General features: G+C 72.2%; 23 protein-coding genes. 10 read left to right on the top strand and 13 right to left on the bottom strand.

Annotated elements, in window-relative coordinates; translation table 11 throughout:
• Nucleotide 1: 1 nt before the first annotated feature.
• Nucleotides 2-751 (bottom strand): SIS domain-containing protein, encoded by a 750-nt coding sequence (locus AB0B58_RS36880; RefSeq protein WP_360233971.1) that lies wholly within the window; start codon nucleotides 749-751, stop codon nucleotides 2-4.
• A complete protein-coding gene (locus tag AB0B58_RS36875; RefSeq protein WP_360233968.1) occupies nucleotides 748-1668 on the bottom strand; it encodes a MurR/RpiR family transcriptional regulator in 921 nt (306 codons plus the stop codon). The genes AB0B58_RS36880 and AB0B58_RS36875 overlap by 4 nt, the downstream gene beginning before the upstream one ends.
• 96 nt (nucleotides 1669-1764) lie before the next feature.
• Between AB0B58_RS36875 and AB0B58_RS36870 the strand changes: the two genes are divergently transcribed.
• On the top strand, nucleotides 1765-2682 hold the full coding sequence (locus tag AB0B58_RS36870) for a BadF/BadG/BcrA/BcrD ATPase family protein (RefSeq protein WP_360233965.1): 918 nt from the start codon (nucleotides 1765-1767) through the stop codon (nucleotides 2680-2682).
• Between the two features lie 8 nt (nucleotides 2683-2690).
• Here AB0B58_RS36870 and AB0B58_RS36865 read toward each other — a convergent pair whose 3' ends face one another.
• Nucleotides 2691-4307, bottom strand: coding sequence for an AMP-binding protein (locus tag AB0B58_RS36865; RefSeq protein WP_360233962.1), 1617 nt, complete (start codon nucleotides 4305-4307; stop codon nucleotides 2691-2693).
• Nucleotides 4308-4392: 85 nt separating this feature from the next.
• Here AB0B58_RS36865 and AB0B58_RS36860 point away from each other — a divergent pair, with 85 nt between their 5' ends.
• On the top strand, nucleotides 4393-5418 hold the full coding sequence (locus AB0B58_RS36860) for a LacI family DNA-binding transcriptional regulator (protein WP_360233959.1): 1026 nt from the start codon (nucleotides 4393-4395) through the stop codon (nucleotides 5416-5418).
• Nucleotides 5419-5441: 23 nt separating this feature from the next.
• Here the strand turns inward: AB0B58_RS36860 and AB0B58_RS36855 are convergent, their stop codons facing one another.
• Complete coding sequence (locus tag AB0B58_RS36855; RefSeq protein WP_360234152.1) at nucleotides 5442-6431, bottom strand: LacI family DNA-binding transcriptional regulator; 990 nt, start codon at nucleotides 6429-6431, stop codon at nucleotides 5442-5444.
• Between the two features lie 154 nt (nucleotides 6432-6585).
• Between AB0B58_RS36855 and AB0B58_RS36850 the strand changes: the two genes are divergently transcribed.
• Nucleotides 6586-8238, top strand: a complete 1653-nt coding sequence (locus tag AB0B58_RS36850; protein WP_360233956.1) for a GMC family oxidoreductase — start codon at nucleotides 6586-6588, stop codon at nucleotides 8236-8238.
• A gap of 106 nt (nucleotides 8239-8344) precedes the next feature.
• Here AB0B58_RS36850 and AB0B58_RS36845 read toward each other — a convergent pair whose 3' ends face one another.
• Nucleotides 8345-9481, bottom strand: coding sequence for a GH12 family glycosyl hydrolase domain-containing protein (locus AB0B58_RS36845; RefSeq protein WP_360233953.1), 1137 nt, complete (start codon nucleotides 9479-9481; stop codon nucleotides 8345-8347).
• Nucleotides 9482-9789: 308 nt separating this feature from the next.
• On the opposite strand from AB0B58_RS36845, the gene AB0B58_RS36840 reads away from it, so the two are divergent.
• Entirely contained in the window at nucleotides 9790-10140 is a 351-nt protein-coding gene (locus tag AB0B58_RS36840) for an Lsr2 family protein (protein ID WP_360233950.1), read from the top strand.
• A 72-nt stretch (nucleotides 10141-10212) separates the two neighbouring features.
• On the top strand, nucleotides 10213-10938 hold the full coding sequence (locus AB0B58_RS36835; protein WP_360233947.1) for an SDR family oxidoreductase: 726 nt from the start codon (nucleotides 10213-10215) through the stop codon (nucleotides 10936-10938).
• Between the two features lie 195 nt (nucleotides 10939-11133).
• Here the strand turns inward: AB0B58_RS36835 and AB0B58_RS36830 are convergent, their stop codons facing one another.
• On the bottom strand, nucleotides 11134-11418 hold the full coding sequence (locus AB0B58_RS36830) for a hypothetical protein (protein WP_360233944.1): 285 nt from the start codon (nucleotides 11416-11418) through the stop codon (nucleotides 11134-11136).
• Nucleotides 11419-11601: 183 nt separating this feature from the next.
• Nucleotides 11602-14676, bottom strand: a complete 3075-nt coding sequence (locus tag AB0B58_RS36825; RefSeq protein WP_360233941.1) for an EAL domain-containing protein — start codon at nucleotides 14674-14676, stop codon at nucleotides 11602-11604.
• A gap of 78 nt (nucleotides 14677-14754) precedes the next feature.
• Between AB0B58_RS36825 and AB0B58_RS36820 the strand changes: the two genes are divergently transcribed.
• The 5 genes from AB0B58_RS36820 to AB0B58_RS36800 all read left to right on the top strand — a co-directional run bounded on the left by AB0B58_RS36820 (nucleotide 14755) and on the right by AB0B58_RS36800 (nucleotide 18394).
• Complete coding sequence (locus tag AB0B58_RS36820) at nucleotides 14755-15399, top strand: 50S ribosomal protein L11 methyltransferase (RefSeq protein WP_360233938.1); 645 nt, start codon at nucleotides 14755-14757, stop codon at nucleotides 15397-15399.
• A 91-nt stretch (nucleotides 15400-15490) separates the two neighbouring features.
• Nucleotides 15491-16252, top strand: coding sequence for a 5-oxoprolinase subunit PxpA (locus AB0B58_RS36815; protein WP_360233935.1), 762 nt, complete (start codon nucleotides 15491-15493; stop codon nucleotides 16250-16252).
• A complete protein-coding gene (locus AB0B58_RS36810; RefSeq protein WP_360233932.1) occupies nucleotides 16249-16863 on the top strand; it encodes an allophanate hydrolase subunit 1 in 615 nt (204 codons plus the stop codon). The genes AB0B58_RS36815 and AB0B58_RS36810 overlap by 4 nt, the downstream gene beginning before the upstream one ends.
• On the top strand, nucleotides 16863-17756 hold the full coding sequence (locus AB0B58_RS36805) for a biotin-dependent carboxyltransferase family protein (protein WP_360233929.1): 894 nt from the start codon (nucleotides 16863-16865) through the stop codon (nucleotides 17754-17756). The genes AB0B58_RS36810 and AB0B58_RS36805 overlap by 1 nt, the downstream gene beginning before the upstream one ends.
• Nucleotides 17757-17761: 5 nt before the next feature.
• A complete protein-coding gene (locus AB0B58_RS36800; protein ID WP_360233926.1) occupies nucleotides 17762-18394 on the top strand; it encodes a GntR family transcriptional regulator in 633 nt (210 codons plus the stop codon).
• Here AB0B58_RS36800 and AB0B58_RS36795 read toward each other — a convergent pair.
• The 6 genes from AB0B58_RS36795 to AB0B58_RS36770 form a co-directional block, all read right to left on the bottom strand.
• Complete coding sequence (locus AB0B58_RS36795; protein ID WP_360233923.1) at nucleotides 18357-19148, bottom strand: HAD family hydrolase; 792 nt, start codon at nucleotides 19146-19148, stop codon at nucleotides 18357-18359. The two genes, AB0B58_RS36800 and AB0B58_RS36795, sit on opposite strands and share 38 nt — an antisense overlap.
• A gap of 10 nt (nucleotides 19149-19158) precedes the next feature.
• Nucleotides 19159-19920, bottom strand: a complete 762-nt coding sequence (locus AB0B58_RS36790) for an ROK family protein (RefSeq protein ID WP_360233920.1) — start codon at nucleotides 19918-19920, stop codon at nucleotides 19159-19161.
• Nucleotides 19921-19955: 35 nt separating this feature from the next.
• Complete coding sequence (locus AB0B58_RS36785; protein WP_360234150.1) at nucleotides 19956-20804, bottom strand: DNA-3-methyladenine glycosylase 2 family protein; 849 nt, start codon at nucleotides 20802-20804, stop codon at nucleotides 19956-19958.
• Between the two features lie 386 nt (nucleotides 20805-21190).
• Nucleotides 21191-22486: a Pecanex-like protein 1 gene (locus tag AB0B58_RS36780; protein ID WP_360233917.1), complete on the bottom strand. Its 1296-nt coding sequence runs from the start codon at nucleotides 22484-22486 to the stop codon at nucleotides 21191-21193.
• A 102-nt stretch (nucleotides 22487-22588) separates the two neighbouring features.
• Nucleotides 22589-23326, bottom strand: a complete 738-nt coding sequence (locus tag AB0B58_RS36775; protein WP_360233914.1) for a DUF4142 domain-containing protein — start codon at nucleotides 23324-23326, stop codon at nucleotides 22589-22591.
• A 226-nt stretch (nucleotides 23327-23552) separates the two neighbouring features.
• Nucleotides 23553-24224 (bottom strand): hypothetical protein, encoded by a 672-nt coding sequence (locus AB0B58_RS36770; protein WP_360234147.1) that lies wholly within the window; start codon nucleotides 24222-24224, stop codon nucleotides 23553-23555.
• Between the last annotated feature and the right edge of the window lie 355 nt (nucleotides 24225-24579).

Below are 24579 nucleotides of genomic sequence, written 5' to 3'. Positions count from 1 at the left end.
CCTAAGCGGTACGCCGGATGCGCCCGGCGTACCGCGCTTCGATTTCTCTGTTGTGCTCCCGCCCGCCCGGCACGTTGTCGGACAGGTAGACCGGCGGGACGACGCCGAGCGCCAGCAGCCGCGCGACCACCTCGACGACGATCTGCTGTGCGAGCAGCGCCGCGGTGATCGAGGAGACGGCACCGACGGCACCGTCGCCGTATGCGAGGGACGCGTCGCCGTAGGGTGCGCCGTTGTCGAGGACGACGTCGGCGAGGTCGCCGAGCTTGAGCCCGCTGTCGTGCCGCGAGGCGGCCCGGGCCGAGTGCGCGGCGGAGGTGATCGCGATCAGGGCGTGTCCGCGCTGCTTCACCAGGTGCGCCATCTCCACCACCGCGCCGTTGACGCCGGAGTTGGAGGCGATGACGAAGGCGTCGTCGGGCTTGATCGGCGCGAGGTCGTAGAGCCGGTGCGCGACGCCGGGCGTGCGCTCGAGCTCGGGGTCGCCGAGCACGCTCGCCGGCTCGCCGCCGTACAGGACGAGGTCGCGCAGTGCGATCTTGTTGGTGGGTACCAGGCCGCCGGCCCGCCCGGCGATCTCCATGGCGAGCGCCTCGGAGTGCCCGCAGCCGAACGCCTGTATCACCCCGCCGGCCCGCAGCGTCGCGGTCAGCAGGTCGGCGGCGCGCGCCACCAGGTCGCCCTGCCCGGTGCCGATCCGCGCGATGGCCTTCCCGATGACCTCGACGTAGTCGGCGCTTGTGATGGTCACAGCGGCTTCTCCCTCCGTGCTCGCTTGCGGTTGCCGGCGCCGTTCTCCGGTACGCGGTGCGCGTCGACGGCCCGCACGGTGAGTTCGAGCGCCTCCGTGGTCCGCTCGTAGGTGCGCTGGGCGACGGCGACGTAGATGAGGTCGAGGATCAGCAGCTGCGAGTGCAGCGCCGAGAGGGCCGCGAGCCGGAACGTGGTCTCGTGCACCGAGGTGGTGAAGACGACGTCGGCCACCTCGGCGAGCGGTGAGCGTGCGAAGGAGGTGACGGCCACGGTCAGCGCGCCGTGGTCGGCGGCCTCGGCGAGCGTCTCGATCGCCTCGCGGGTGCGGCCGGAGTGCGAGAGGCCGATCGCGACGTCGCCCGGCCCGAGCAGCGCGGCGTTGGTCAGGGCGGTGTGCGTGTCGGCGCGGTACCGGACCGGGATCCGGATCCGCTCGAGGCGGAACGCCATCTCGCTGCCCGCCGTGCCGCTGCTGCCCAGCCCGAAGATCTCCACCCGGCCGGCGGCGGCGATCGCGGCGGCGACCCGCTCGATCGCGGTGGTGTCGAGGCCGGCGGCGGTGGCCTGGATGGCCCGGGTGTCGGCGGCGGTGATCACGTCGAGCACGTTGCCGAGCGGATCGGTCGGCGAGATGTCACCGGAGATGTCGGTCTCCCAGCGCGCCTGCTCGGCCCGGCCGGTCTCGGTCGCGACGGCGACGCGCAGGTTCGCGTACCCCTTGAAGCCGAGCGCCCGGCTGAACCGGGTGACCGTCGCCGTCGACGTCCCCGATCGTTCGGCCAGATCGACGATGCTCGCGTGCGCGGCCGTCTCCGGATCGCCGAGAATGGCCTCGGCGATCTTCGCCAGCGCCTCCGGCATGGTCGGTCCCTCGATGCGCAGCCGCACCAGCAGCCCGCCGCTCTCACCCGTCACCAGTGGTCTTCCTTTTCATCGATTGGCCTTGACGATGAAAATTACGACCACTTCATCTTCTGGTCAATAAGAAGTTTCTATGTTTCGATCTGTCGCATGGTCCTCGTGCTGGGTGTCGACGCCGGCGGCACGGCGTCCCGGGCGGTGGTGGCCGCCGCCGACGGCACCGTCGTCGGCCGCGGCCGCGCCGGCCCGGGAAACCCCACGACCGCGGGCCCGGCGGCGGCACGCTCCATCGGTACGGCGGTGCGCGAGGCGCTGGGTGACCACGACCCGGCGGCCGTGGTGGCGGGCGTCGTGGGAGTCGCCGGCGCGGCGATCGCGGCGGACCCACGGGTCGCGGCGGCGTTCGCGGACGAGTGGGCGGAGCGAGGCCTGACCTGCCCGATCACGATGGTCGGTGACGCGGTGACGGCCTTCGCGGCGGGCACCGCGGCGCCCTCGGGCGCCGTGCTCATCGCCGGCACCGGAGCGGTCGCGGCGCGCATCGGCGACCGGCGGATAGGCCGCACGGCCGACGGCCTCGGCTGGCTCCTCGGCGACGAGGGTTCGGGCCTGTGGCTGGGCCTGCGGGCGGTCCGCTCGGCGGCCCGCGCCTGGACCGGGCGCACCGTCCCGGCCGGCCTGCCCGCCAGGATCGCCGAACACGCCGGAGTGGACACCCGCGACGCCCTGGTGCACTGGGCCGGGCGCCGGCCACCGGCCGCGTTCGCCGCCCTGGCCCCGCTGGTGTGCGCGGCCGCCGCGGACGGCGACCCCCTCGCCGGGCGCCTGACCTCCGAGGCCGCCGCCCGGCTGCTCGCCACCCTCGCCGAGCTCGGCACGCCGGACGGCCCGGTAGTCCTCGCCGGCGGCCTGCTGACCCGGGAAACCCCCGTGCGGGCCGCGGTCCTCGCGGCCCTGGACACCCCGGTCACGACCTCCCGGGACCCGGCGGCGGGAGCCGCCTGGCTGGCACTGCGGACGACCACCGGCCCCGCGGAGGCGGCGCGCCTGCACGCCCGGATGGTCTAGGGCGTGTCCTAGGCGTTGCGGGTGCCCGCCGCCTCGTGCAGGCCGAGGATTTCCACGGCCAGCTCGCGCATCTCCACCTTGCGGACCTTGCCCGTCACCGTCATCGGGAAGCCGTCCACCACGTGCACGTAGCGGGGCACCTTGTAGTGCGCGAGCCGGCCCGCACAGAACTCCCGCACCGCGTCCGCCGTCAACGGCGTCGCGCCCGGGCGCATCACCACCCAGGCCATCAACTCCTCGCCGTACCGGGTGTCGGGGACCCCGATCACCTGGACGTCCGTGATGTCCGGGTGGGAGTAGAGGAACTCCTCGACCTCACGGGGGTAGACGTTCTCGCCGCCGCGGATCACCAGGTCCTTGATCCGGCCGACGATGTTGACGTAGCCGTCCGCGTCCATCGTCGCCAGGTCGCCCGTGTGCATCCAGCGGGACGCGTCGATCGCCTCCGCGGTGGCCGCGGGCTGGTCCCAGTAGCCGAGCATGACCGAGTAGCCGCGGGTGCACAGCTCGCCGGCCTCGCCGCGCGGCAGCGGCAGGCCGGACTCCGGGCCGACCACCTTCGACTCCAGGTGTGGCAGCACCCGGCCGACCGTCCCGGTACGCCGGTCCAGGCCGTCGTCGCGGCGGGTCATCGTGGACACCGGCGAGGTCTCAGTCATCCCGTAACAGATGGCGACCTCGCCCATGTTCATCTCGGCGACCACGCGCTTCATCACCTCGACCGGACAGGGTGAGCCCGCCATGATTCCGGTACGCAGCGAGGACAGGTCGTGGTCCGCGAAGTCCGGCAGGCCGAGCTCGGCGATGAACATGGTCGGCACGCCGTACAGGGAGGTGCAGCGCTCGCTCGCCACGGCCCGCAGCGCGGCCGCGGGGTCGAAGCCCTGCGCCGGCAGCACCATGCACGCGCCGTGCGAGGTCGCGGCCAGGTTGCCCATCACCATGCCGAAGCAGTGGTAGAGCGGGACCGGGATGCAGATCCGGTCGGCCTCGGTGTAGCCGACCAGTTCGCCGACGAAGAAGCCGTTGTTCAAGATGTTGTGGTGCGAGAGCGTGGCGCCCTTCGGGAAGCCGGTCGTGCCCGACGTGTACTGGATGTTGATCGGGTCGTCGAAGGCCAGCGTCGCGGCCCGTTCGGCGAGCGAGCGCCCCTCGCCCGCCGCGATCAGGGCGTCCCAGTCCGGCGTGCCGATGAAGACCGTGCGGGTGAAGCCGATCTCGGCGATCATGCCGCGGTAGTCGCTGGTCTTGAACGCGACCGCGCTGAACAGCAGGCTCAGCCCCGCCTGCTCGACCACATACGCGAGTTCGTGCGTCCGATAGGCCGGGTTGATGTTGACCAGGATCGCGCCGACCTTGGCCGTCGCGTACTGCGTGATGACCCACTCGGCGCAGTTCGGTGCCCAGATGCCGACCCGGTCGCCCTTGGCGATGCCGCGGGCCAGCAGGCCGCGGGCGACCTCGTTGACCGCGCCGTCGAATTCCGGGTAGGTCCACCGGCGCCGCGACGGCACGTCGACCAGGGCCTCGCGGTCCCCGAAGGCCGCGACGGTGCGTTCGAGGTTGGCGCCGATCGTCTCGCCGAGCAGCGGCACGTCGGAGATCCCGCAGGCGTAGGAGAGCATCTCTGCATCATGGGCCGGGCGGTCGCGCGGCGCCACCGGTGTCGAGGGTAACCACGCCCGGGGCGCCCGTGACATCCTGGCGAAGGTGAAGCGACCGACGATCGCCGATATAGCCCGCGAGGCCGGCGTCTCCAAGGGCGCGGTGTCCTACGCGCTCAACGACCGGCCGGGGGTGTCCGAGGCGACCCGGGCGCGGATCCTGGCCATCGCCGACCGGCTCGGCTTCCGGGCCAGCGCGGCGGCGCGGGCGCTGGCGGGAGCGCCGGCGAAGGTCGTCGGGCTGGCCCTTCAGCGGCCGGCCAGCACCCTGGGGGTCGAGCCGTTCTTCATGGAGCTGGTGAGCGGCGTCGAGGCCGAGTTGTCCACCCGCTCCTATGCGCTGATGCTGCGGATGGTTCCGGATGACGAGGCGGCGTCGGAGATCGACGTCTACCGGCAGTGGTGGATCGAGGGTCGGGTCGACGGGGTGCTGCTCTGTGATGTACGCGCCGACGATCCGCGGGTACCGGCGGTCGAGGAGATCGGCATGCCGGCGGTGATCGTCGGGCCGCCGGCGGCCGGCGGCGGCCTGGCGAGCGTGTGGTCCGACGACGCCGTTTCGGTGGCGGAGGCCCTCGATCACCTGGCGGGCCTGGGACACCGGCGGGTCGCCCGGGTCGCCGGCATCGCGGACCTCGCACACACCGCCGCGCGGACCCGGGCGTTCGCCGAGGCGTGCGCGCGGCTGCCGGTCACCTCGGCGGACACGGTCTGGACGGACTACACCGGAGAGGCCGGCGCCCGGGCGACCCGGGACCTGCTGCGGCGGGGACGGCGGCCGACGGCGATCGTCTACGACAACGACATCATGGCGATCGCGGGGCTGGCGACGGCGCAGGAGATGGGCTGTTCGGTTCCGGCGGATCTGTCCATTGTGGCCTGGGACGACTCGCCCGTCTGCGGGCTGGTGCATCCGCCGCTGACCGCGCTGACCCGTGACATCTCGGCGTACGGCGCGCATGCGGCCCGGCTGCTGCTCGCCGTCATCGGCGGCGAGCGGGTGGGCAGCCGGCTGGACGAGCCCGCCCGTCTCGTCGCCCGCGGCAGCACCGCGCCCCCGCCACGGAGCTAGGGGGTGTCTCGCGCCGTCAGCGGTCAGGCCGGGCCGGTGCTGCGGCGGACCTCGAGGCGGCCGCTCTCCGCCTGGACCGGCGGCCGCGGCTCGCCGTCGAGCGCGGCGAAGAGCTGTGCGGTCGCCAGGCTCCCGAAGGCCGCGATGTCCCGCCGGATCACCGTCAGCGGCGGGCCGACGACCTGGCAGAGCGGCGAGTCCTCACAGGCCACGATCGACAACCCGTCCGGCACGGCCAGACCGAGCTCACCCGCGACGCCCAGCCCCGCGACGGCCATGACGTCGTTGTCGTAGACGATCGCCGTCGGCCGCCGCCCCCGCCGCAGCAGCTCGCGGGTGCGCGCGGCGCCGTCCGCGCCGGTGTAGTCGCCCCGAACGACGGTGAGGCCGATGCCGCGGCGGGCGCAGGCCTCCCGCATCGCCGCGTCGCGGACCGTCGTGTGCACCATCCCGCCCGGCCCGCTGACCCGGGCGATCCGGGCGTGGCCCAGCCCGCCCAGATGCTCGACCAGGTCCCGGGTCCAGCCGGCGTCGTCGCACCAGGCCCCGGGCAGTGCTTCGTCCGGCGTGCCACCGACGAGCGCGGCCGGCAGGCCGAGCTTGCGCACGACGGGGATCCGGGGATCGTCGAGGCGGGGATCGCAGATCAGCACGCCGTCGACCCGGCGCTCGGCGCTCCACCGCCGGTAGACCTGCGCCTCCTCCTCCAGGTCGGCGACGAGCTGCAGCGCCAGCCCGAAGCCGCGCGCCGACAGCTCGGCCTGGATGCCGGCGATCAGCTGCCGCCGGAACACCTCGACGGTCAGCGCCGCCGACGAGCGCAGCAGCACCAGCCCGACCGCGCTGGCCGCGGCGCCGTGCAGGGCCAGGGCCGGGCCGTTCGCGCGATAGCCCACCTCGCGGGCGATGCCGAGGATGCGCCGGCGCAGATCGGCGGAGACGCCGGGACGGCCGTTGAGGGCGTAGGACACCGCGATCCGGGACACGCCCGCGCGCCGGGCGATGTCGGCCATCGTCGCTGCACGCACGGCCCTACCGTAGTCCCCCGCGCTACCCTCCAGCCATGATGCCCAAGATCGTCGAGGCACCGGCCCGCGGGACCGGAAATGGAATCCGTAGGAGATTCACCTCTGGCCCGAAGTCGTTCGACGTGATGAGGTGAGCGGCATGACGAACTACGACATCGTCGTCGTGGGCAGCGGCTTCGGCGGCAGCGTCACGGCGCTGCGGCTGACGGAGAAGGGCTACCGGGTCGGCGTGCTCGAGGCGGGCCGGCGCTACACGCCGCAGACGCTGCCGAAGACGTCGTGGGACCTGCGGGCCTTCCTCTGGGCGCCCGCGCTCGGCCTGCGCGGCATTCAGCGGATCACGCTGCTCAAGGACATCGTGGTGCTCTCCGCGGCGGGGGTCGGCGGCGGCTCGCTGGTCTACGCGAACACGCTCTACCAGCCGCCCGCCCCGTTCTTCGCCGACCCGCGCTGGGCCGGGATCACCGACTGGGCCGCCGAGCTGGAGCCGCACTACGCGCAGGCGACGAGGATGCTCGGCGTCACGGTGCAGCCGTCGATGACGCCCTCCGACGAGGTGGTCAAGTCGGTCGCCGAGGACATGGGCGTCGGCGGCACCTTCCGCCGTACCCCGGTGGGGGTCTTCTTCGGTGAGCCCGGCAGGACCGTGCCCGATCCCTACTTCGGCGGGGCCGGCCCCGAGCGGACGGGGTGCACCGAGTGCGGCGACTGCATGATCGGCTGCCGCACGGGTGCGAAGAACCGGCTGGATCTGAACTATCTCTACCTGGCGGAGCGCGCGGGCGCGGTCATACACCCGGAGACCACGGTCAAGGCGCTGCGACCGGTCGACGGCGGCTGGCTGCTGACGACGTCCAAGGGCACCTTCACCGCGCGGCAGGTCGTGCTCTCCGCCGGGGCGCTCGGCACCCAGCGGCTGCTGCACGCCATGCGGGACACCGGCGTGCTGCCGCGGCTCTCCGCCCGGCTCGGCGCCCTGACCCGGACCAACTCGGAGGCGCTGCTCGGCGCGCAGGCGATGAAGGTGCCGGAGAAGCCGTTCTCGGCCGGGGTCGCCATCACGTCGAGCTTCCACCCGGACGCCGACACCCACATCGAGCCGGTCCGTTACGGCCCGGGCAGCAACGCGATGGGCCTACTCACGACCCTGCTGGTCGACGGCGGCGGCCGGGTGCCACGGCCGATCCGCTTCCTCGGCCAGGCGCTGCGCCACCCGGGTCTGCTGCTGCGGTCGCTCTCCACCCGGCGGTGGTCCGACAAGACGATAATCGCGCTGGTCATGCAGACCCTGGACAACTCCCTGACGGTGCGCCGCACCCGCACCGGGCGGCTCACCACCGGGCCGGGCCACGGTCCGGCCAACCCGACCTGGATCCCGGTCGGCCACGAGGCGGTGCGCAGGATGGCCACGAAGATCGGCGGCCAGCCGGGCGGCGCGATCGGCGACGTCTTCGACATCCCGATGACCGCACACATCCTGGGCGGCGTCACCATCGGCGACTCGCCCGAGACCGGCGTGGTCGACCCCTACCAGCGGGTGTACGGCTACGAGGGCCTGCACGTGGTGGACGGCTCGGTGATTCCGGCGAACCTCGGGGTGAACCCGTCGCTGACCATCACGGCACTCGCGGAACGGGCGATGTCGCTGTGGCCCAACGCCGACGAGGTCGACGCCCGACCGGTGCCGGGCGCGGACTATCGACGGCTCGAGCCGGTCGCGCCGCGCTCCCCCGCCGTACCGGCACACGCGCCGGCGGCGCTGCGCATCCTGCCGATCGCGCCGCCGCCCTGACCGGCCACGGCGCGGGACCTACCCAGGCTCCCGGTACCGAATGCCAGCCGCCCCGCCATCGGGTTGATCGATGACGAGGCGGGGCCGTTCAGGGTTTGCGGTGGCACTAGGCGCGGGTGCAGGCCGCTCCGTTGAGGGTGAAGGTGGACGGTGTCGCGAAGCCGCCGCTGTAGGTGCCCTGGAAGCCGAAGGAGGTGCTGCCGCCGGCCGGGATGCTGCCGTTGAAGGCGACATTGCGGGCGGTCAGCGCGCCGCTGGTGCCGGAGAGCGTCGCGTTCCAGGAGTTGGTGATCGCCTGCCCGGCGGGGAGCGTGAAGCCGAGCGTCCAGCCGTTGATCGCCCCGCTGCCGGTGTTGGCGACCGTCACGTTGGCGACGTAGCCGTTGCTCCACGAGTCCGCCGCATAGGTCACCCTGCATGCCGAGGTGCCGCCGGTGGGCGGAGTCGTCGGCGGGGTGGTCGGCGTCGTCGGCGGGGTCGTGCCGCCGCCGTTGACCGTCGCCGAGAAGTTCGTGACGGCCAGGCCCGCACCGCCGATCCACGGCTCGAATCCGGCCTGGATGCTCGTGAGGTACCACGCGTTGGTGATCGCGCCGCGGTTCTTCACGTCGTTGATGAAGTCCAGGACGCTGAAGCTCCAGCCGGTGATCGCCGACGGAGCCACGTACGAGATGACGTTGTTGGCGCCGTTGCTGCCCTGCCAGACCTGCCAGGTGCGGCCGCCGATCGTGGTGTTGCCGACGGCGGAGCCGATCGGCTGGATCGAGCCCTGCCGGTTGAACCAGATCATGATCTCCATGGCGTTGACGCCGTCCCGCCTCGCCGACGGGTCCAGCCAGATGTCAAACGCGGCGTCGTAGGTGGCGCCGGAGACGTAGGTGTAGCCGACGCTGCTGTTCGCGCTGCTGATCGAGCTGACCTGCATCGGCAGGTTGGAGCCGGGAGAACAGTTCGCGTAATGGCAGCCGAGGTAGACCGCCGGGTAGGACACCGGCGCCCCGCTGGTGTTGCCGACGCCCTGCTGGCGGGTGATGGCGAAACCGCTGTCGGTGACATTGATGCACTGTTCGGCGGAGGTGCCCCAGCGGTTGTTCATCACGACGTAACGGCCGCCGATCGTGGTGGTCCCGAACTGCTCGCAGATTTGCGTGTCGGCGTGCGCGGGACCGGCGACCACGAATGTCGCGATCGAGCCCGCGGCCAGCAGAGCGGCGGCCGTGATGGCGCGGATGACGCGTCTCATGACTGCTCCTGGGTGGTGGGGGATCCCCGGGGGAGGGGTGCTGTGGGAGCGCTCCCACGCAACTTACAACAGATTGATAGGCATGAGAAGTGTTGCGGGAAAGTTTCGAGTATTTGTCGAGGTGACGGCCGCACCGGGCCGCCCGGGGGCCCGATTGCAGGCGCGCGGCCGCAGGCCGGGCCCCCGAATGCGGCGGATGACGTTCGCGACATGCAGGCCGGACAATTTGCACTCGACATCATCCGAGGACAGAATGAATGCGCAGGAATTCTCTAAGACAATGGCACCGTCACGGGAGCAACCACATCATGGCCAAGCAGGTAATTACCCTTCTGACCGATGACCTCGACGGCGGCGAGGCCGACCGTACCGTCGAGTTCGGACTCGACGGTGTGAACTACACGATTGATCTGTCGGAAAAGAACGCCGGCAAGCTGCGTAAGGCCCTCGACCCGTACCTGTCGGTCGCCACCCGCGTCGGCCGCTCGGGTGTCGAGGCCCGGGCCGCCCGGCGCGGCGCAGCACCGGCGAGCACCGGTCGTGCCAGCCGCGACCAGAATCAGGCCATTCGCGAGTGGGCGAGCAAGAACGGCTACGAGGTTTCCGAGCGTGGCCGGATCCCGAGCTCGATCGTCGAGGCCTACCACAGCAAGCGATAGATTCACGCTCCACCGGAACTCGGCGTCGCCGCACACCGGCGGCGCCGATTTCTGCTTTACAGGAGGTATGGCATGCCGGTCGTCATCATCACGGGCGCTTCCAGCGGGATCGGCCGGGCGACCGCGCTGCGGCTCGGCCGGCCGGGCACGACGGTCGTGCTGGCGGCCCGGCGCGCGGCGGAGCTGGCGGAGGTCGCCGCCGAGATCGAGGGGAACGGCGGCACCGCACTGCCGGTACCGACCGACGTCGGCGACCCGGCACAGATCACCGCCCTGGTCGAGAAGGCCGGCACGGTCGATGTGCTGATCAACAATGCGGGGGTCGGCGGCTCACCGTCGGTGCTCACCGACGACGCGACCGTCACGGCGATGGTGAACGTCAACCTGCTGGCCCCGATCCGGCTCATGCGCGCGGTGGTCCCGCTCATGAAGGCGGCCGGATCCGGCTCGATCGTCAACATCGGCTCGGTGGCCGGCGAGATCGGGATCAGCGGCGCCTACTCGGCGACGAAGTTCGCGCTGCGCGGCATGACCGACTCGGTACGCCGGGAACTGGCCGGCACCGGCATCGGCGTCACCCTGATCGAGCCCGGGCACATCGCGACGGACCTGACGGCGCACCGCAAGGGCCGGATGGCGGGGCCCGAGGTCGTGGTCGACGCGGTCGAGCGGGCGCTGCGCCGGCCGCGGCGGCGCATCGTGGTGCCGTTCCGGTACCGCCTCGCGATGGCGGCGGCGAGCACCCTGCCGCAACTCGCCGACCGCGCCTACGCGGGCAAGGCGGCCAGCACCCGGTAGGCGCCGGCCGGACACTCCATTCGCGACAACGCGATCCGCCGGATCGGGCGGATCGGATCGGAAACGCGACCAGCCCGGACACCGCCGCGGAAAGCTCCGCGATCGGTGCCCGGGTCAGCGATCCATTTCAGACAGGGATCAAACCGGGGCACCCAGGTGAATGCCCCCGGCAGGGCCGTTCGCTACAGACGACCGTTAGTAGATGCCGATACCGACACCGCCACCCCAGAGGCCGCCGTAGCCGCCGCCGTAGATGCCCCAGGGATTTCCAACCCCATACCACGGACGGAAGTAGTTGTAGCCGCCGTAGACGCCGTACCAGCAGTCGGCGCCGTTGTCCCAGTACCAGTAGTCGTTGATGTAGTTGCCGACGGCAACGCTGCCGGCGTTTCCGGGAGAGGCCGACGCGGGCGCCGCGAGGGCCATGCCGGCACCGGTTGCGAGGAGGGCGCCTGCGAGAAGAAGGCCAGTGCGTCGCATGATGTGTGTCCTTTCGGATGAGGTTCTGACACCCGAAATCCTGACTCGCCCATCGGACTTTTTCTCGCGTTTGCGGATTTAATATGATGCAGCGTTAAACTCGGACCTTTCATTGATCAGACCATTTGCGGACCTGATCGAAAGCCGGCCCTTCCCGAGCCGGTGAGTCCTGAATGGACAGACTCAGGCGGCGGCGAGCGGCAGGGGGTCGCGCAGCCAGGCCAGCGCCGCCGTCGGGTCGAGCGGCGCCGAGTAGTAGTAGCCCTGGCCCAGCGGGCAGCCCAGCTGCGCCAGCATCTGCCGGTGCGTCGCGTCCTCGATGCCCTCCGCCACCACCGTCAGGTTCAGCGTCTGCGCCAGGCTCACGATGCCCGCGACCAGGGCCAACTGCTGCGCGCTGCCGACCATGTCGTCGATGAACGTCTTGTCGATCTTCAGAACGTCGATCGGCCGCTGCCGCAGGTAGCTCAGCGACGAGTAGCCGGTGCCGAAGTCGTCGATCGCGATCCGCACGCCGAGTTCCTGCAGCACCGCGAGATCGGCCCAGATCTGCTCGTCGTCGCCCATCAGCAGGGTCTCGGTGATCTCCAGCATCAGCGCCTGCGGCGGCACACCGGCGTAGTCGAGCGAGGCCCTGACCTGATCGACGAAGCCCGGCTGGCGGAACTGCCGGACGGAGACGTTGACGCTCACGTACGGCTGGCGGGCACGCGGCAGGATGCGCCGCCACTGCGCCACCGTGTGCAGCGCCTGGTCCAGCACCCAGCGACCCATCGGCACGATGAGCCCGCTCTCCTCGGCCACCTCGATGAACTGGTCCGGCGCGATGACACCGCGGGACGGATGATGCCAGCGCACCAGCGCCTCGAAGCCGACCGCCTCGTCGCTCTCCAGGTCGACGATGGGCTGGTACTGCAGCAGGAAGTGACCCTCGTTGACGGCGTGGTCCAGCGCGGAGCGCAGCTCGAGCCGCTGAACCATGACGTCGTGCAGGTGCGACTGGTAGCGGCGCCACTGGTTCTTGCCGGCGCCCTTCGCCACGTACAGCGCCAGGTCCGCCTGGCGCAGCAGCGCGTCGGCGGTGTCCGCCTCGGGCGTGGTGGTGATGCCGATGCTGGCCATGGCCTGCAACGACTCCCCGTCGATGACGATCGGCTCGGCCAGCGCGGCCAGGATCCGGGTGGCGGTCTCCTCGACCGCGCCCGGGTCCTGCACGTTCTCCACCAGCGCGGCGAACTCGTCGCCGCCGAGCCGGGCGGCGGTGTCGTCGGCACGCAGCGCGCCGGCGATCCGCTCGGCCACGGCGATCAGCAACTGGTCGCCGACCGCGTGACCCAGGGTGTCATTAATGATCTTGAAGTCGTCGAGGTCGATGAAGAGCACGCCGACCACCGCGCCGTCGCGGGCGCCGCGGGCCAGCGCGTGATCCAGCCGGTCCGCGAAGAGGACCCGGTTGGCCAGGCCGGTCAGCGAGTCGTGGAACGCCTGGTGGGTGAGCTCGCGCTCGAGCTGGCGGCGCTCGGTGACGTCGCGCAGGGTGACGACCAGCCCGGCGACGGTCTGATCCGCGCGCAGGTCCCGGCAGTGCATCTCCAGCATCACCTCGGTACGCCGGCGCCCGACGGCCCGGAAGTCGAGCCCCTGCTGGGTGCCCTGGCTACCGCGTACGGCGGCCAGCACGTCGGCGAGCCGGAGGCGGTCGCCCGGGTGGATGATGTCCGGCAGGCGCACGCCGACCGGATCGGCGCCGAGCACGTGTACGGCGGACGGGCTGGCATACCGCACCCGGTCCTCGTCGTCCACGATCAGGATGACGTCGGAGGTGTTCTGCACCAGCGTGCGGAAGTACGTCTCGCTGTTGCGCCTGGTCACCTCCTCGCTCAGCGCGATGCGCTCCAGGGCGAGGGCGATCTGGGTGGCCAGCACCTCGAGGGCCCGCTGCAGACCGCGCAGGGCCCAGGTCGGGCCGCCGACGTGCAGCACGCCGACGAGCGGGTCGCCGGTCGGGCGGTCCTTGAGCACCAGCGGGCAGCGCAGCACCATGTTGAACTGGGTCAGCCGGACCGCGACGGCCCAGTCGACGTCGCGGGTGGCGACGAGGCGGGCGGTCGTGCCGGTGCTGCGGTCGTGCGCGGACTGCGCCGCGGCCTCCGGCGAGACCGGCCGCTCGGGCTCGGTGAACGCCATGGCGAGCACCACCCGGTGCGGCACGTCCGCGGGCAGCAGCTGGGCCACCGCCGTACGGACCGCCTCGCCGACCTCGTCGGCGTCGGCGGCGGAGACCAGCGCGGCCGAGGCGCCGCGTAGCCCGCGCTCGCGGGCCATGGCCTGCCGGTGACTGGCCATGATGCCCGCCATCCGGGCCAGGACCAGCAGGAACGTGCAGGCGCTCAGCACCGCGACCACGTTGAGGTCGGACACCTCGCCGTCGACGCGGGCCTGGAACACCAGCACGGCCGGCGCGGTCAGCGACGCCAGCGCCAGCAGCGCCAGCCGGACCCGGCCGAGCTCGGCGGCGGGCGCCGCGGCGGGCCGGGTCAGCTCGGTCATCGACGTGCTCAGCGCGGCGAGGCCGGCGGCCGCGTACAGGGGGATCCGCCCGAAGGCGGACAGGAAGGTGACGTCGTCATGGAAGGACACCAGGCCCGCGACGTCGATCAGCAGCAGCGACAGAATGCCGGCGGCCAGCCAGGCGGCGGCCCGGACACCCCGCCCCGGCGCGGTGAGCAGCCGGGTCAGCATGGCCAGGCAGATCAGGTCGCCGACCGCGAACGCCACGGTGACCCACCGCTCGACCGCGGAGAGGTCGGCGTCGCGCAGGTGCGGGCCGATCACGAACGTCCAGGCGAGCAGGGCCATCCCGGCGGTGAGGGTGAGCGCGTCGAGCAGGCCGCCCCGGTCGCGCCGTCCGCCCGTGCGCAGCCGCACGAACCAGAACAGCATCACCGCCATCAGCGGCCGGGCCGCGAGCAGGATGCCGACACCGATCTCGTCGAGGCTCGCGAGCACGCGTTCGGCCGCGGGGCCTCCCCTGCTGGCGGTCGTGCCGACCAGCGAGAGGACGACCGCGACGGCGAGCAGGTGCCAGGGGCCGCGCGAGCCGGGCCGATGCCGGCGGATGCCGACGGCGATCACGAGGACCGTGGCGAGGCCGGCGAGCACGAGCAGGGGCAGCTGCCAGGCCGGCAGGGCCCGGTAGGCCACGCCGAGCAGCACCATTCCGGCGCCGAAGAGGGCAGCCGCGACTCCAGTCGGCATGCGGCTCCTCTCCCGAACTATCCTCCGACGCTGCCCCCTGATCGGTCCCCGGCCGGGCCAACTGAGCAGAATCGGTGTGTGTCCACCGACTTCGTCCGCGCCAACACGCGACTCGCGCCCGTGCCCTTCCTGCCGGAACTGGTCCTGCACCAGGCCGAGGAGCCGATCGAGCTCTGGGAACGGACGGAGGCGGCGGGCGCCGAGCGGCCACCGCCGTTCTGGGCGTTCGCGTGGGCCGGCGGTCAGGCGCTGGCCCGGCACGTGCTCGACGACCCGGACCTGGTCGCCGGCCGGGCCGTGCTGGACCTGGCGACCGGCTCGGGCCTGGTCGCGGTGGCCGCCGCCCGCGCCGGGGCGCGGCCGGTGACGGCCAACGACATCGATCCGCTCTCGCTCGCGGCCGCCGAGGCCAACGCCCGGGCCAACGGCGTCGAGGTCCGGACCGTCGAGGGAGACCTCCTGGATACCGGGTACGCCGAGGCCGACGTGATCCTGGCCGGCGACGTCTTCTACAGCCGCGAGATGGCCGGGCGGGTACTGCCGTTCCTGCGCCGGGCCGCGGGCCGGGGCGCGTTGGTGCTGGTCGGGGACCCGGGACGGGCCTACCTGCCGATCGACGGAATGATCCTCCGCAGCGCCTACGACGTGCCGGTGGTCGAGGCGCTGGAGAGCGTGCCGGTGCGCCGCACGAGCGTGTGGCAGGTGGTGCTCAGCGCCCGGTGATCGCGGATTGTTGAACAACTCTTGCGTGATCGTTGAACAATCCCTAACGTCGGTGCTGCCTCCGTCCGAACCGTCCCGATCGAGGAGCGCCATGGACCTCAACAGCGATCTCGGCGAGGGTTTCGGCGCCTGGCGGCTCGGCGACGACGACGCCATGACCGACCTGGTCAGCAGCGCCAACATCGCCTGCGGTTTCCACGCCGGCGACCCGCGGACCCTGCTCGCCACCTGCGAACGGGCGGTCTCCAAGGGCGTCGTCATCGGCGCGCAGGTCGGCTACCGGGACCTGCCCGGCTTCGGCCGGCGCTTCATCGACTACGAGACCGCCGATCTGGTCGCGGACGTGATCTACCAGCTCGGCGCGCTGGACGGGCTGGCCCGGGCGGCCGGCGACCGGGTGCTCTACGTCAAGCCGCACGGCGCGTTGTACAACGCGATCGTGCACCACGAGCAGCAGGCGGCGGCCGTGATCGACGCCGTCCGCCGCTACGACCCGGACCTGCCGGTGCTCGGCCTGCCCGGCTCGGTCTTCCTGCACCTCGCGCACGAGGCCGGCCTGCGCGTCGTCCGCGAGGCCTTCGCGGACCGCGGCTACCGCCCGGACGGCACGCTGGTGCCGCGCCGCGAGCCGGGCGCGCTGCTGCACGACCCCGCCGAGGTCGCCGAGCGGATGCTCCGGCTGGTGACCGACCACACGCTGGTCGCGGTCGACGGCAGCGTGATCAAGATCGAGGCCGACTCGATCTGCGTGCACGGCGATTCGCCGGGTGCGGTCGAGATGGCCCGCGCGGTGCACGACGCCCTCGCCGGGGCCGGCGTGCCGATCACCGCCTTCTCGGCGGCGCCGGCGTGACCAGGTTTCTCCGCTGTGGCCGCGAGGCGGTGCTGGCGGAGGTCGACGACCTCGACGCCGCCCTCTCGCTGTACGCGGCCCTGCGCGCGGCCGGCCTGCCCGGCGTGGTCGATCTGGTCCCCGCGGCGCGGACGGTGCTGATCCACCTCGACCCGGCCGTCACGTCCCCGGCGGCGATCGAGCGGGCGACCGCCGGGCTGAGCGTCGACGGCCCCGACCCGGCCGACGCCGGCACGGTCGAGATCCCGGTGCGCTACGACGGCCCCGACCTGGCCGACGTGGCCGAGTACACCGGGCTGACCCCGGAAGGGGTGATCGCCCTGCACACGGGCTCGCCGTGGACGGTAGCGTTCGCCGGCTTCGCACCGGGCTTCGGCTACCTGACCGGGGGCGATCCCCGCCTCGACGTGCCCCGGCGCGACTCCCCGCGTACCCGGATCCCGGCGGGCTCGGTCGGCCTGGCGGGCCGGTTCTCCGGCGTCTACCCGAACGACAGCCCCGGCGGCTGGCAACTGATCGGCAGCACCACCGAGCGCATGTGGGACCTCGACCGGCCCGAGCCGGCGCTGCTCGTACCCGGCGTCCGGGTGACGTTCAGGGCGGTGCCGTGATGACGGTGACCATCCTGCGCACCGGCCCGCTGACGGTCCTCAAGGACCGGGGCCGCCCCGGACACGCCGCGCAGGGCGTGGCGCCGTCCGGCGCGGTCGACCGGTCGTCCTTCACCCGCGCGAACGCCCTCGTCGGAAACCCGCCGGAAGCGGCGGTGCTGGAGTGCACCCTCGGCGGCCTGCGGGTCCGCTTCGACGAGCCGGCCACCGCGGTCCTGACCGGCACCGACGCGGTCCTCACGGTGTGCGGCGACCGCGCGGGGGTGGAGCAGGTCGTGGAGGTGCCGGCCGGCGCCGAGGTCACGGTGACGATGCCGCGCCGGGGCCTGCGCAGCTACCTCGCGGTGCGCGGCGGCTTCGCCGTACCGCCGGTCCTGGGCTCGCGCTCCACCGACCGGCTGACGCGCGTCGGCCCTGCCACCCCGGCCGTCGGCGACGTGCTGCCGATCGGCGCGGTGCCGGCCGGCGACCACGGGATCGGCGCCGCACGCCACACGACCGCCCCGGCCGGGGCCGACGGCGGGCCGTGGGAGGTCGATCTCGGTCCGCGCGAGGACTGGTTCACCGCGGAGGCGGTGGAGACCCTCCTCGGCGCGGAGTTCACCGTCTCCCCCGCCGGCGACTCGGTCGGTCTGCGCCTCGCCGGGCCCGCCCTGTCCCGCTCCCGCACCGCGGAGCTGCCCAGCGAGGGCGTGGTCCGCGGCGCGATCCAGGTGCCGCCCGACGGGCAACCGATCATCTTCCAGGCCGATCATCCGGTCACCGGCGGCTATCCGGTGATCGCGGTGCTCACCCCGGCGGCCGCCGACCGCGCCGCGCAGGCCCGCCCGGGTGCCAAGGTCCGCTTCGTCGTCGCGCCCAGCGGCGGCCCGGTCGATCGGCCGCAGCGGTGACGACGGTGGAGAGGCCGGGTTCGGCGGCCAGGACGGCCGAGCGGCTCCGCAATTCGATGATCAACGGCGAGCTGGCACCCGGGACGCGGCTCGCCGAGTCGTCGCTGACCGGTCCGCTCGAGGTCTCCCGCAACACGCTGCGCGAGGCGTTCTCGACGCTGATCGAGGAGGGGCTGCTCGTCCGGCGGCCGCACCGCGGGGTGTTCGTGGCGACGCTCACCGCGGCGCAGATCGCCGACATCTACCGCGTACGGGTGCTGCTGGAATGCTCGGCCCTGCGGCAGGCGCCGGTCCGCCCGCCCCGCGCCGAAGGCATGCGGGCCGCGATCGACGAGGCGGCGCAGGCGGCCGGTGCCGGGGACTGGCGCGCCGTCGGCACCGCCGACCTGCACTTCCACGAGCGGATCGTCGCGCTGGCCGGCAGCCCCCGCCTGGACGCTTGGATGCGCCAGTTGACTGCCGAGCTGCGCCTGGCGTTCATGGCCGCACCGGACACCGAGGCCCTGCACGGCCCGTTCGTGGCAATGAACGAGGAGATCACGACGAGCTACGAGGCGGGCGAGGCGGGGCGGGCGGCGGACCTGCTCCGCGACTACCTGCTCACCTCGGAGCGGATCGTCCTGGGCCACCTTCCGTAGCCGCGGGCGGTTCCGCGCCGAAGGCCGCCGGGAGCAGGTCGCGCAGGCCGAAGCCGTCTTCGACGAAGGCGTCCGGCTCCGGCCACCCGGCCGGGTCCTCACGGTCGGTACGCGGCGAGCGCATCAGGATCGCCGCGGTCACGTCGGCGCGCCGGGCGCAGGCGATGTCGCGCCGCCGGCTGTCGCCGACGAACCAGCACCCCCCGGCCGGCGCCCCCAGCTCCCGGGCGGCGCGCCAGATCATCTCCGGGTTCGGCTTGCGGACGCCCGCCTCGTCGCTGTAGATCTGCGCCGCGAACAGCCCGCCGACCCCGGCACCCGCCAGGAAGTCGCGGTGCGCCGCGCCGCACAACGTGTTGCTGACGACCGCCATCGGCAGGCCCGCCGCGCGGGCCGCGCGCAGCGCCTCCGGAATGCCCGGGCGAAGGGCCCATCCCGGGCGCCAGGTCCAGTCGTAGGCGAGGGCCGCCGCCCGCAGGCACACGGCCTCCCGCGCCGGCCCGGGCCAGTCCGTCGTGACGAACCGCCCCCAGGCCTCGGCGTGGGTCAGCTCGTCCGGGTGGTCCTCGTCCCGCCACGCCGCGTACGCGGCATCGCCCGCGACCAGCGACCGGTTGATCTCGCCGGGCGACAGCACCCCGCCGGTCAGGTTGTAGAGACGCAGTACCAGTTCGGGAGGGGCCGGGTCGTGGCGGGGAGCGTCGGCGAGCACGCCACCGAAGTCGAGCAGCAGCGCGCGTGGACTGGGCAGCATGCCCGCAAACCTATCGAGAGTCGTCAGCCCGCAGGTTCCAGGCACGCACCCCGCCGACGATCCCGGCGGTGTTGGGCACCACCACCACGTCGTCGCCCATCCGGGCCAGCTGGGTCGAGGTGATCAGGCGGGCGTTGCCCCCACCCAGGTAGATGCGGTCCCAGAGGAAGACCGGGCGCAGCCCGTCGACCACGTTACGGACCCGGCGGGACCAGAGCGCGTCACCGAGCCGGCGCCGCTCGTGCTCACCGATGTACGTGTCGTAGCTCATCCCCCAGCGCACCGGCGCCTGCGACAGCTCCAGGTGCGGCGCGAGCTTGCCGCCGTCGAACAGCGCACAGCCCAGCCCGGTGCCCAGCGTCAGGATCAGCTCGCAGCCGGTGCCGGCGACCACGCCGGCCCCGTGCACCTCGGCGTCGTTGAGCACCAGCGTGGGCAGCCCGAACGCCCCGGCGAGGGCGGTACGCGCGTCGAAGCCGTGCCAGGCGTCGACAAGCTCGGGGTCCACCTTCGTCCGGGGCCCGCTGCGGGTCACGTAGTGCGGCGTGGCGACCACCACGCCGTGCCGCAGCATGCCCGGCATCCCGACGGTGACCCGGTCCGCGCTCGGCAGCCGTTCGCCGAGCTCCAGCAGGGTCTTGACGAAGAGGTCGGGCGGCAACGGGTACGGCGTCGGCACGCGCAACGGCTGGGCGCGCATCGTGCCCGCGTCGTCGAGCACCGAGCCCTTGATGCCGCCGCCACCGCAGTCGATCGTCAACGTGAAGGCCACGCCCAAGTGTGCAACGGCCGTCCGCCGGGCGAAACCTAGAACCTCGCGAAGGAGCGGATCGGCATCCGCGGGCCGAACTTGGGCGCGCTGATCCCGCCCGCCGCGAGCAGCTCGCACACCCGGCCGCGGTGCCCCCGGAACGGCTCGAGCAGCTCCAGCATCCGAGCGTCGGTGCCGCGGGCCTCGCCGGCCAGGCCCCAGGCCACCGCGTTCGGGATGTGGAAGTCGCCGACGCTGACCGCGTCCGCGTCGCCGTACGCGGTGCGGACCACCTCGGCAGCGGTCCACGCCCCGATGCCGGGTATCGCGGTCAGCCGCCGGGTCGCCTCGGCGCTGTCGGCGCAGCGGTCGAGCCGCGCAGCGGCCTGGGCGGCGCGCAGAAGTGCCTGGGTGCGGCGCTGCTCGACGCCGAACGGGTGGAAGGTCCAGTACGGCGTCGCCGCGACGGCCGCAGGATCCGGCGGGAGCAGCAGCCCGGCCGGTCCGGGCGCCGGCTCACCGAAGTGCTTCATGATCGCCCGGTACGCCCGGTGCGCCTCGATCCCGGTCACCTTCTGCTCCAGGATCGCCCGGATCAGCCGGTGGAAGACCTGGCCGGTGGCGGGGAGGCGTACCCCCGAGAAGGTCCTGGCCAGGCGCGCGACCAGCGGGTGCGACGCGGCCAGGGCGGGGAAGCCGGTGAGGTCGTCGCGCAGGCCGGCGATCGCCTCCGCGCGCTCGACCAGCCAGGCCGCGCCGGCTCCGTGCCCGGTCGCGGTGATTTCCGCGCCCGCCCGGGCGAGGTGCAGGGACCCGGGACCGTCGGGGGTACGCGCGGCGAGCCAGAAGTCGCCGTCCGAGAGCGTGCCGCACGGGTCCTGGCGGACGGCGAGCAGGGAGCGCAGGCTGCGGTGGAAGTGGTAGCCGTCCGGCGGGCTGAGCCGTCGGGTCTTCGTCACCCGGCCACTGTGCCACCTTCCACCCCCGGCACCAAACACGTCTTAGACGTGCCGATGGCCCTGACCGCGCTCCCGGTCAGGGCCATCGGTGGGGGTTGGCGGACACCCGAGTCGGTCCGCGTCACCCGGTAGCGGAGCTGCGTAGCTCGGCTCGAGAGTGGTACCGCGCCTCCTTTCGTCAGCCGATTCCTTACTCGAGCCGCCTGCCGCTGCTTGCCGTCCTCAGGGGGGTGGACGGCGGCCGGTTCCGACGGGGGGTCCCGCGCGGGGCGGCGTCACCTCGGCGACGCGCCCCGCGGGGGTTCGGACCCGGTTGCGGCAGGGCTCCGTACTCAGTTGTTGTTGTTCTGGTCGTTCCCGTCGTTGTTGTTCTGGTCGTTCCCGTCGTTGTTGTTCTGGTCGTTGTCGTTGTTGTTGTTGTCCTGCTGCTGGTCCTGGCCCTGCTGCTGGCCCTGGTCCTGACCCTGCTGCTGGTCCTGGCCCTGCTGCTGGCCCTGATCCTGACCCTGGTCCTGGTCGTCGTTGCCGCCGCCGCCGACCTGGATGCGGACCGCGTCGAACGCGGGCGTCTGGTTGGCGCGCTGCATCATCGGGATGCGGTGCGAACCGTCACCGGCCCACGAGGCGCACTGTGCGGTGCCCTCGGCCGGCAGCCCGGCGACCTGGATGGTCACCACGTCCGGGGCGGCGCTACCCTGCTGGTCCTCGGTCGCCACGAAGAACGCGGGGACCGGAGCCGGGTCCGGCGCCTCGTTGGTGTTAGCCAGCATGCGGCAGGCGGTGTGGAAGTGACCGCGGACGAGGCCGCCCTGCAGAACCGAGCTCTCCACGTAGTACCCGCCCTGGCCGGCCGCGAGGAAGCGGTCCCGGATCAGGTTGCGGGTGCTGACCCGCAGCGTGAACGGCGTGTTCGGCTCGACCTGGGCCGGCGCCTCGGTGATCAGCAGCGACGGGTTGTTCTCCTGCGTGCCGACCTCACCGAACTCGGTGGAGACGCAGCGGTTGCCGTTCTGGAAGCCGTCGTGCGGCGGCAGCTGGCTGCCGTCGCAGCTGTTGGCGAGGACGCCGAGGCCCGCGCCGGGGGGCGGAGTCGCGCCGCCGCCGTTGTTGCCACCGTTGTTGTTGCCGCCGTTGGCGCCACCGTTGTTGTTGCCGCCGGTGTTGCCACCGTTGTTGTTGCCGCCGTTGTTGTTACCGCCGTTGTTGTTACCGCCGTTGTCGGCCGCGGTGCTGGCGCTGCTCGTCGGCGCGGCGGTCGCCCCGCCACCGTTGTTGCCGGTGTTGTTGCCGGCGTTCTGCATGACCCACTGCCGGCAGCGGGACCGCATCTGGGCGGTGGTCGCCACATCGCCGGCACCGTCGTCCGCGTGCTGGGTCACCCGGCCCTTGTTGGTGGTGTAGGTGCCCTTCCTCGTCTTCGTCGAGAGCTTCGTGGAGTTGGGCGCCTGGAGGTTGTTGCATGCGGCCAGAGCACGCTGGGTGGAACGCTTGGTGCTCGCGTCCGAAACCTGCGTGACGGTGACGATGCCGCCGAAGGCAACCAGGGTGGCTACCGCGGCGATGATCCGGCGCCGACCGGTGAACCACTTTGAGTACTTGGATTCGCGCCGGTACTGCGACCTTCGCATGGTGACACCTTTCTCTGTCGCACACTTGGCGAGCGCTGGAGCAGCCGCCTGGGGGTGATGCCGTACGGCCTGGTCGGCTGGCCAGGTCGAGCCGTCCGCGGGCTATCGCGTCCGGAAGATGCGCATGGTGGTGACCACACCGGCGACGAGTGCGCCGGCGAGAACGAGGAGGATCACTGAGGTGCTCACGCCGGGAATGCCGTTGGCCTCGGCGGCGGCGAGCATCTGGTTGTCGACCGGCACCGGGCCGCCGCCTGCCGCGGCCGGGGCCGGGGCGGTCGGCAGCGAGCCGTAGTCGACGATGCCGCTGCTCTCCAGCAGCGTCATGTGGGTCATGACGAACTGGTTGGTCTGCTGTGCCAGCTTGCGGACCGAGTCGTTGCGGGTGCTGGCCCGGATCGTCGCGATGGCCGGGAAGATCTTGCCGTGCGCCGCACGCAGCCGGTCGATGAAGATCTGGTCGAACTGCTGGGGCGTGGATGCGTTGCGCATCTCGTTGAGCCAGCCCTCTTGATCCCGGTTCGGCTCGTTCGGCAGTGCGATGCCCAGCTTCTTGGCGACGGCCACGTCGAGCTTGTCGAGCACGACGTGCTGCCCTGCGATCGCTTTGCCGACGTTCGCCACCCGGGGGTCTTCCGACTTCTCGGCGGCCATGTTCCCGGCCGGGACCTCCCAGAGCCCGGCGAGCCGGACCTTGATGACGAAGTCACGGTCGGCGGCGCTGATCACCCCGGCGCCCTTGTCGGTCAGGCCGGTGTTCGGCGGGACCGGGACCGGGCCGGGCTCGGCGGCCCGGGCCAGACCGGCCGGAGCCAGCAGGAACGTCAGGACCATTGCCATGATGCCCACCAGCCAGCGCTGAAGCCGGCGAGAGGAGCGGGCGGCAATCATCTTTCACACCTCCGACGATGGGTTCGGGAAGAAGCTTGAAGAAGCAGTTCGGGTAAAGCAATTGGAATGCGGAACACTTAGGCTCGAATTAACGAGAACTTATGGACCGAATTCCCTCGCGGATGTGGCCGGCCAGCGCCGGTTGGCGTCGACCGGCCGAACCGCGAGTCGTCGATCAGTAGCTGTAGTCCGAACCGGCGCTGTCGCCGCCCGCGTCACCGCTCGAGTCGTCGCCCTCGTCGCCGTCGGCGGGGGGCGCGACGGCCTTGGACGGCGCCGGGAGGCAGGTCAGGTTCTTCTTGCCTTCGGGCGTGACGACGAACCACTTCTGGCCGACGTTCTGGCCCTTCCACTGCCCGGCCTTCTTGTCACCGATGTAGGTGTAGACCGGCCACTTGTCGATCGTCAGCTGCAGGGTGCCGTCCTCGCGGGTCACGGTGCCGACGAGTGCGGCGTCCACGCCCTGCAGCTTCGGCTTCTCGCCCTTGTTGACCACCGCGGGCGGCCAGACCTTGGCGCAGTCGTCGTTGCAGTTGGAGACGACCTCGGGCTTGACCTTGTCGTCGTCGAAGCGGTAGAGGACGAAGCCGTCCTCGTTCTGTACCGTCTCGCCCATCCGCTTGACCTTGGTGGCGTTGAGCTCACCGGTGGTCTCGTCGTCGCTGAGCTCGGGGGCGTCGGCCGCGGCGGCCTCGTCGCCCTCGGCCTCGGCACCGGGCGTCGGGGTGGCGGCCACGTCGACGGCGTTGGCGGCCGGCTGGGCGCCGTAGTCACTCGCGTTGTCCACTCCCGCCGGGGCGCAACCGGTCACGGCGAACGCCGCCGCGATAGCGGCGCCGACGACCATCAACTTTCGCTTCTCCGGAACCACGGTGTGCCCTCCAACTGGATTGTCCATCTCGGTGTTCGGGCAGTAGTACGCGCCCGGACCTCCAGCGGTTGAAGGAACGGCCCAATGAAATTCCCAGAATTTTCATTGAACCGAACGGCCCCGCGGTACGTAAATGACTGGCCCGTCGGCGCGCCTATTGCGCAGCGTGGCGGGGCCATTTACACGGGGTGATAATGCGGCCCAATGGGCACCGATAAGCGACAGCGATTCATCTCCGCCTATCCGGCGGGCCGGCCGTCCGCACGGCTCAGGAAACGCCGAGGCCCGGCCACGCTCTCGCGGCCGGGCCTCGGGTGTTGCGCTGCGGCCG

This window comes from Actinoplanes sp. NPDC049118, assembly GCF_040648555.1.
Classification (GTDB): Bacteria; Actinomycetota; Actinomycetes; order Mycobacteriales; family Micromonosporaceae; genus Actinoplanes.
This window is presented reverse-complemented; position numbering and strand designations above follow the sequence as displayed.

Coding starts and splice junctions, on each gene's coding strand:
- AB0B58_RS36870 (WP_360233965.1), top strand. CDS start 1,765: ATGGTCCTCGTGCTGGGTGTCGACGCCGGCGGCACGGCGTCCCGGGCG.
- AB0B58_RS36865 (WP_360233962.1), bottom strand. CDS start 4,307: ATGCTCTCCTACGCCTGCGGGATCTCCGACGTGCCGCTGCTCGGCGAG.
- AB0B58_RS36855 (WP_360234152.1), bottom strand. CDS start 6,431: ATGGCCGACATCGCCCGGCGCGCGGGCGTGTCCCGGATCGCGGTGTCC.
- AB0B58_RS36850 (WP_360233956.1), top strand. CDS start 6,586: ATGACGAACTACGACATCGTCGTCGTGGGCAGCGGCTTCGGCGGCAGC.
- AB0B58_RS36845 (WP_360233953.1), bottom strand. CDS start 9,481: ATGAGACGCGTCATCCGCGCCATCACGGCCGCCGCTCTGCTGGCCGCG.
- AB0B58_RS36840 (WP_360233950.1), top strand. CDS start 9,790: ATGGCCAAGCAGGTAATTACCCTTCTGACCGATGACCTCGACGGCGGC.
- AB0B58_RS36835 (WP_360233947.1), top strand. CDS start 10,213: ATGCCGGTCGTCATCATCACGGGCGCTTCCAGCGGGATCGGCCGGGCG.
- AB0B58_RS36830 (WP_360233944.1), bottom strand. CDS start 11,418: ATGCGACGCACTGGCCTTCTTCTCGCAGGCGCCCTCCTCGCAACCGGT.
- AB0B58_RS36825 (WP_360233941.1), bottom strand. CDS start 14,676: ATGCCGACTGGAGTCGCGGCTGCCCTCTTCGGCGCCGGAATGGTGCTG.
- AB0B58_RS36815 (WP_360233935.1), top strand. CDS start 15,491: ATGGACCTCAACAGCGATCTCGGCGAGGGTTTCGGCGCCTGGCGGCTC.
- AB0B58_RS36805 (WP_360233929.1), top strand. CDS start 16,863: ATGACGGTGACCATCCTGCGCACCGGCCCGCTGACGGTCCTCAAGGAC.
- AB0B58_RS36795 (WP_360233923.1), bottom strand. CDS start 19,148: ATGCTGCCCAGTCCACGCGCGCTGCTGCTCGACTTCGGTGGCGTGCTC.
- AB0B58_RS36780 (WP_360233917.1), bottom strand. CDS start 22,486: ATGCGAAGGTCGCAGTACCGGCGCGAATCCAAGTACTCAAAGTGGTTC.
- AB0B58_RS36775 (WP_360233914.1), bottom strand. CDS start 23,326: ATGGCAATGGTCCTGACGTTCCTGCTGGCTCCGGCCGGTCTGGCCCGG.
- AB0B58_RS36770 (WP_360234147.1), bottom strand. CDS start 24,224: ATGGTCGTCGGCGCCGCTATCGCGGCGGCGTTCGCCGTGACCGGTTGC.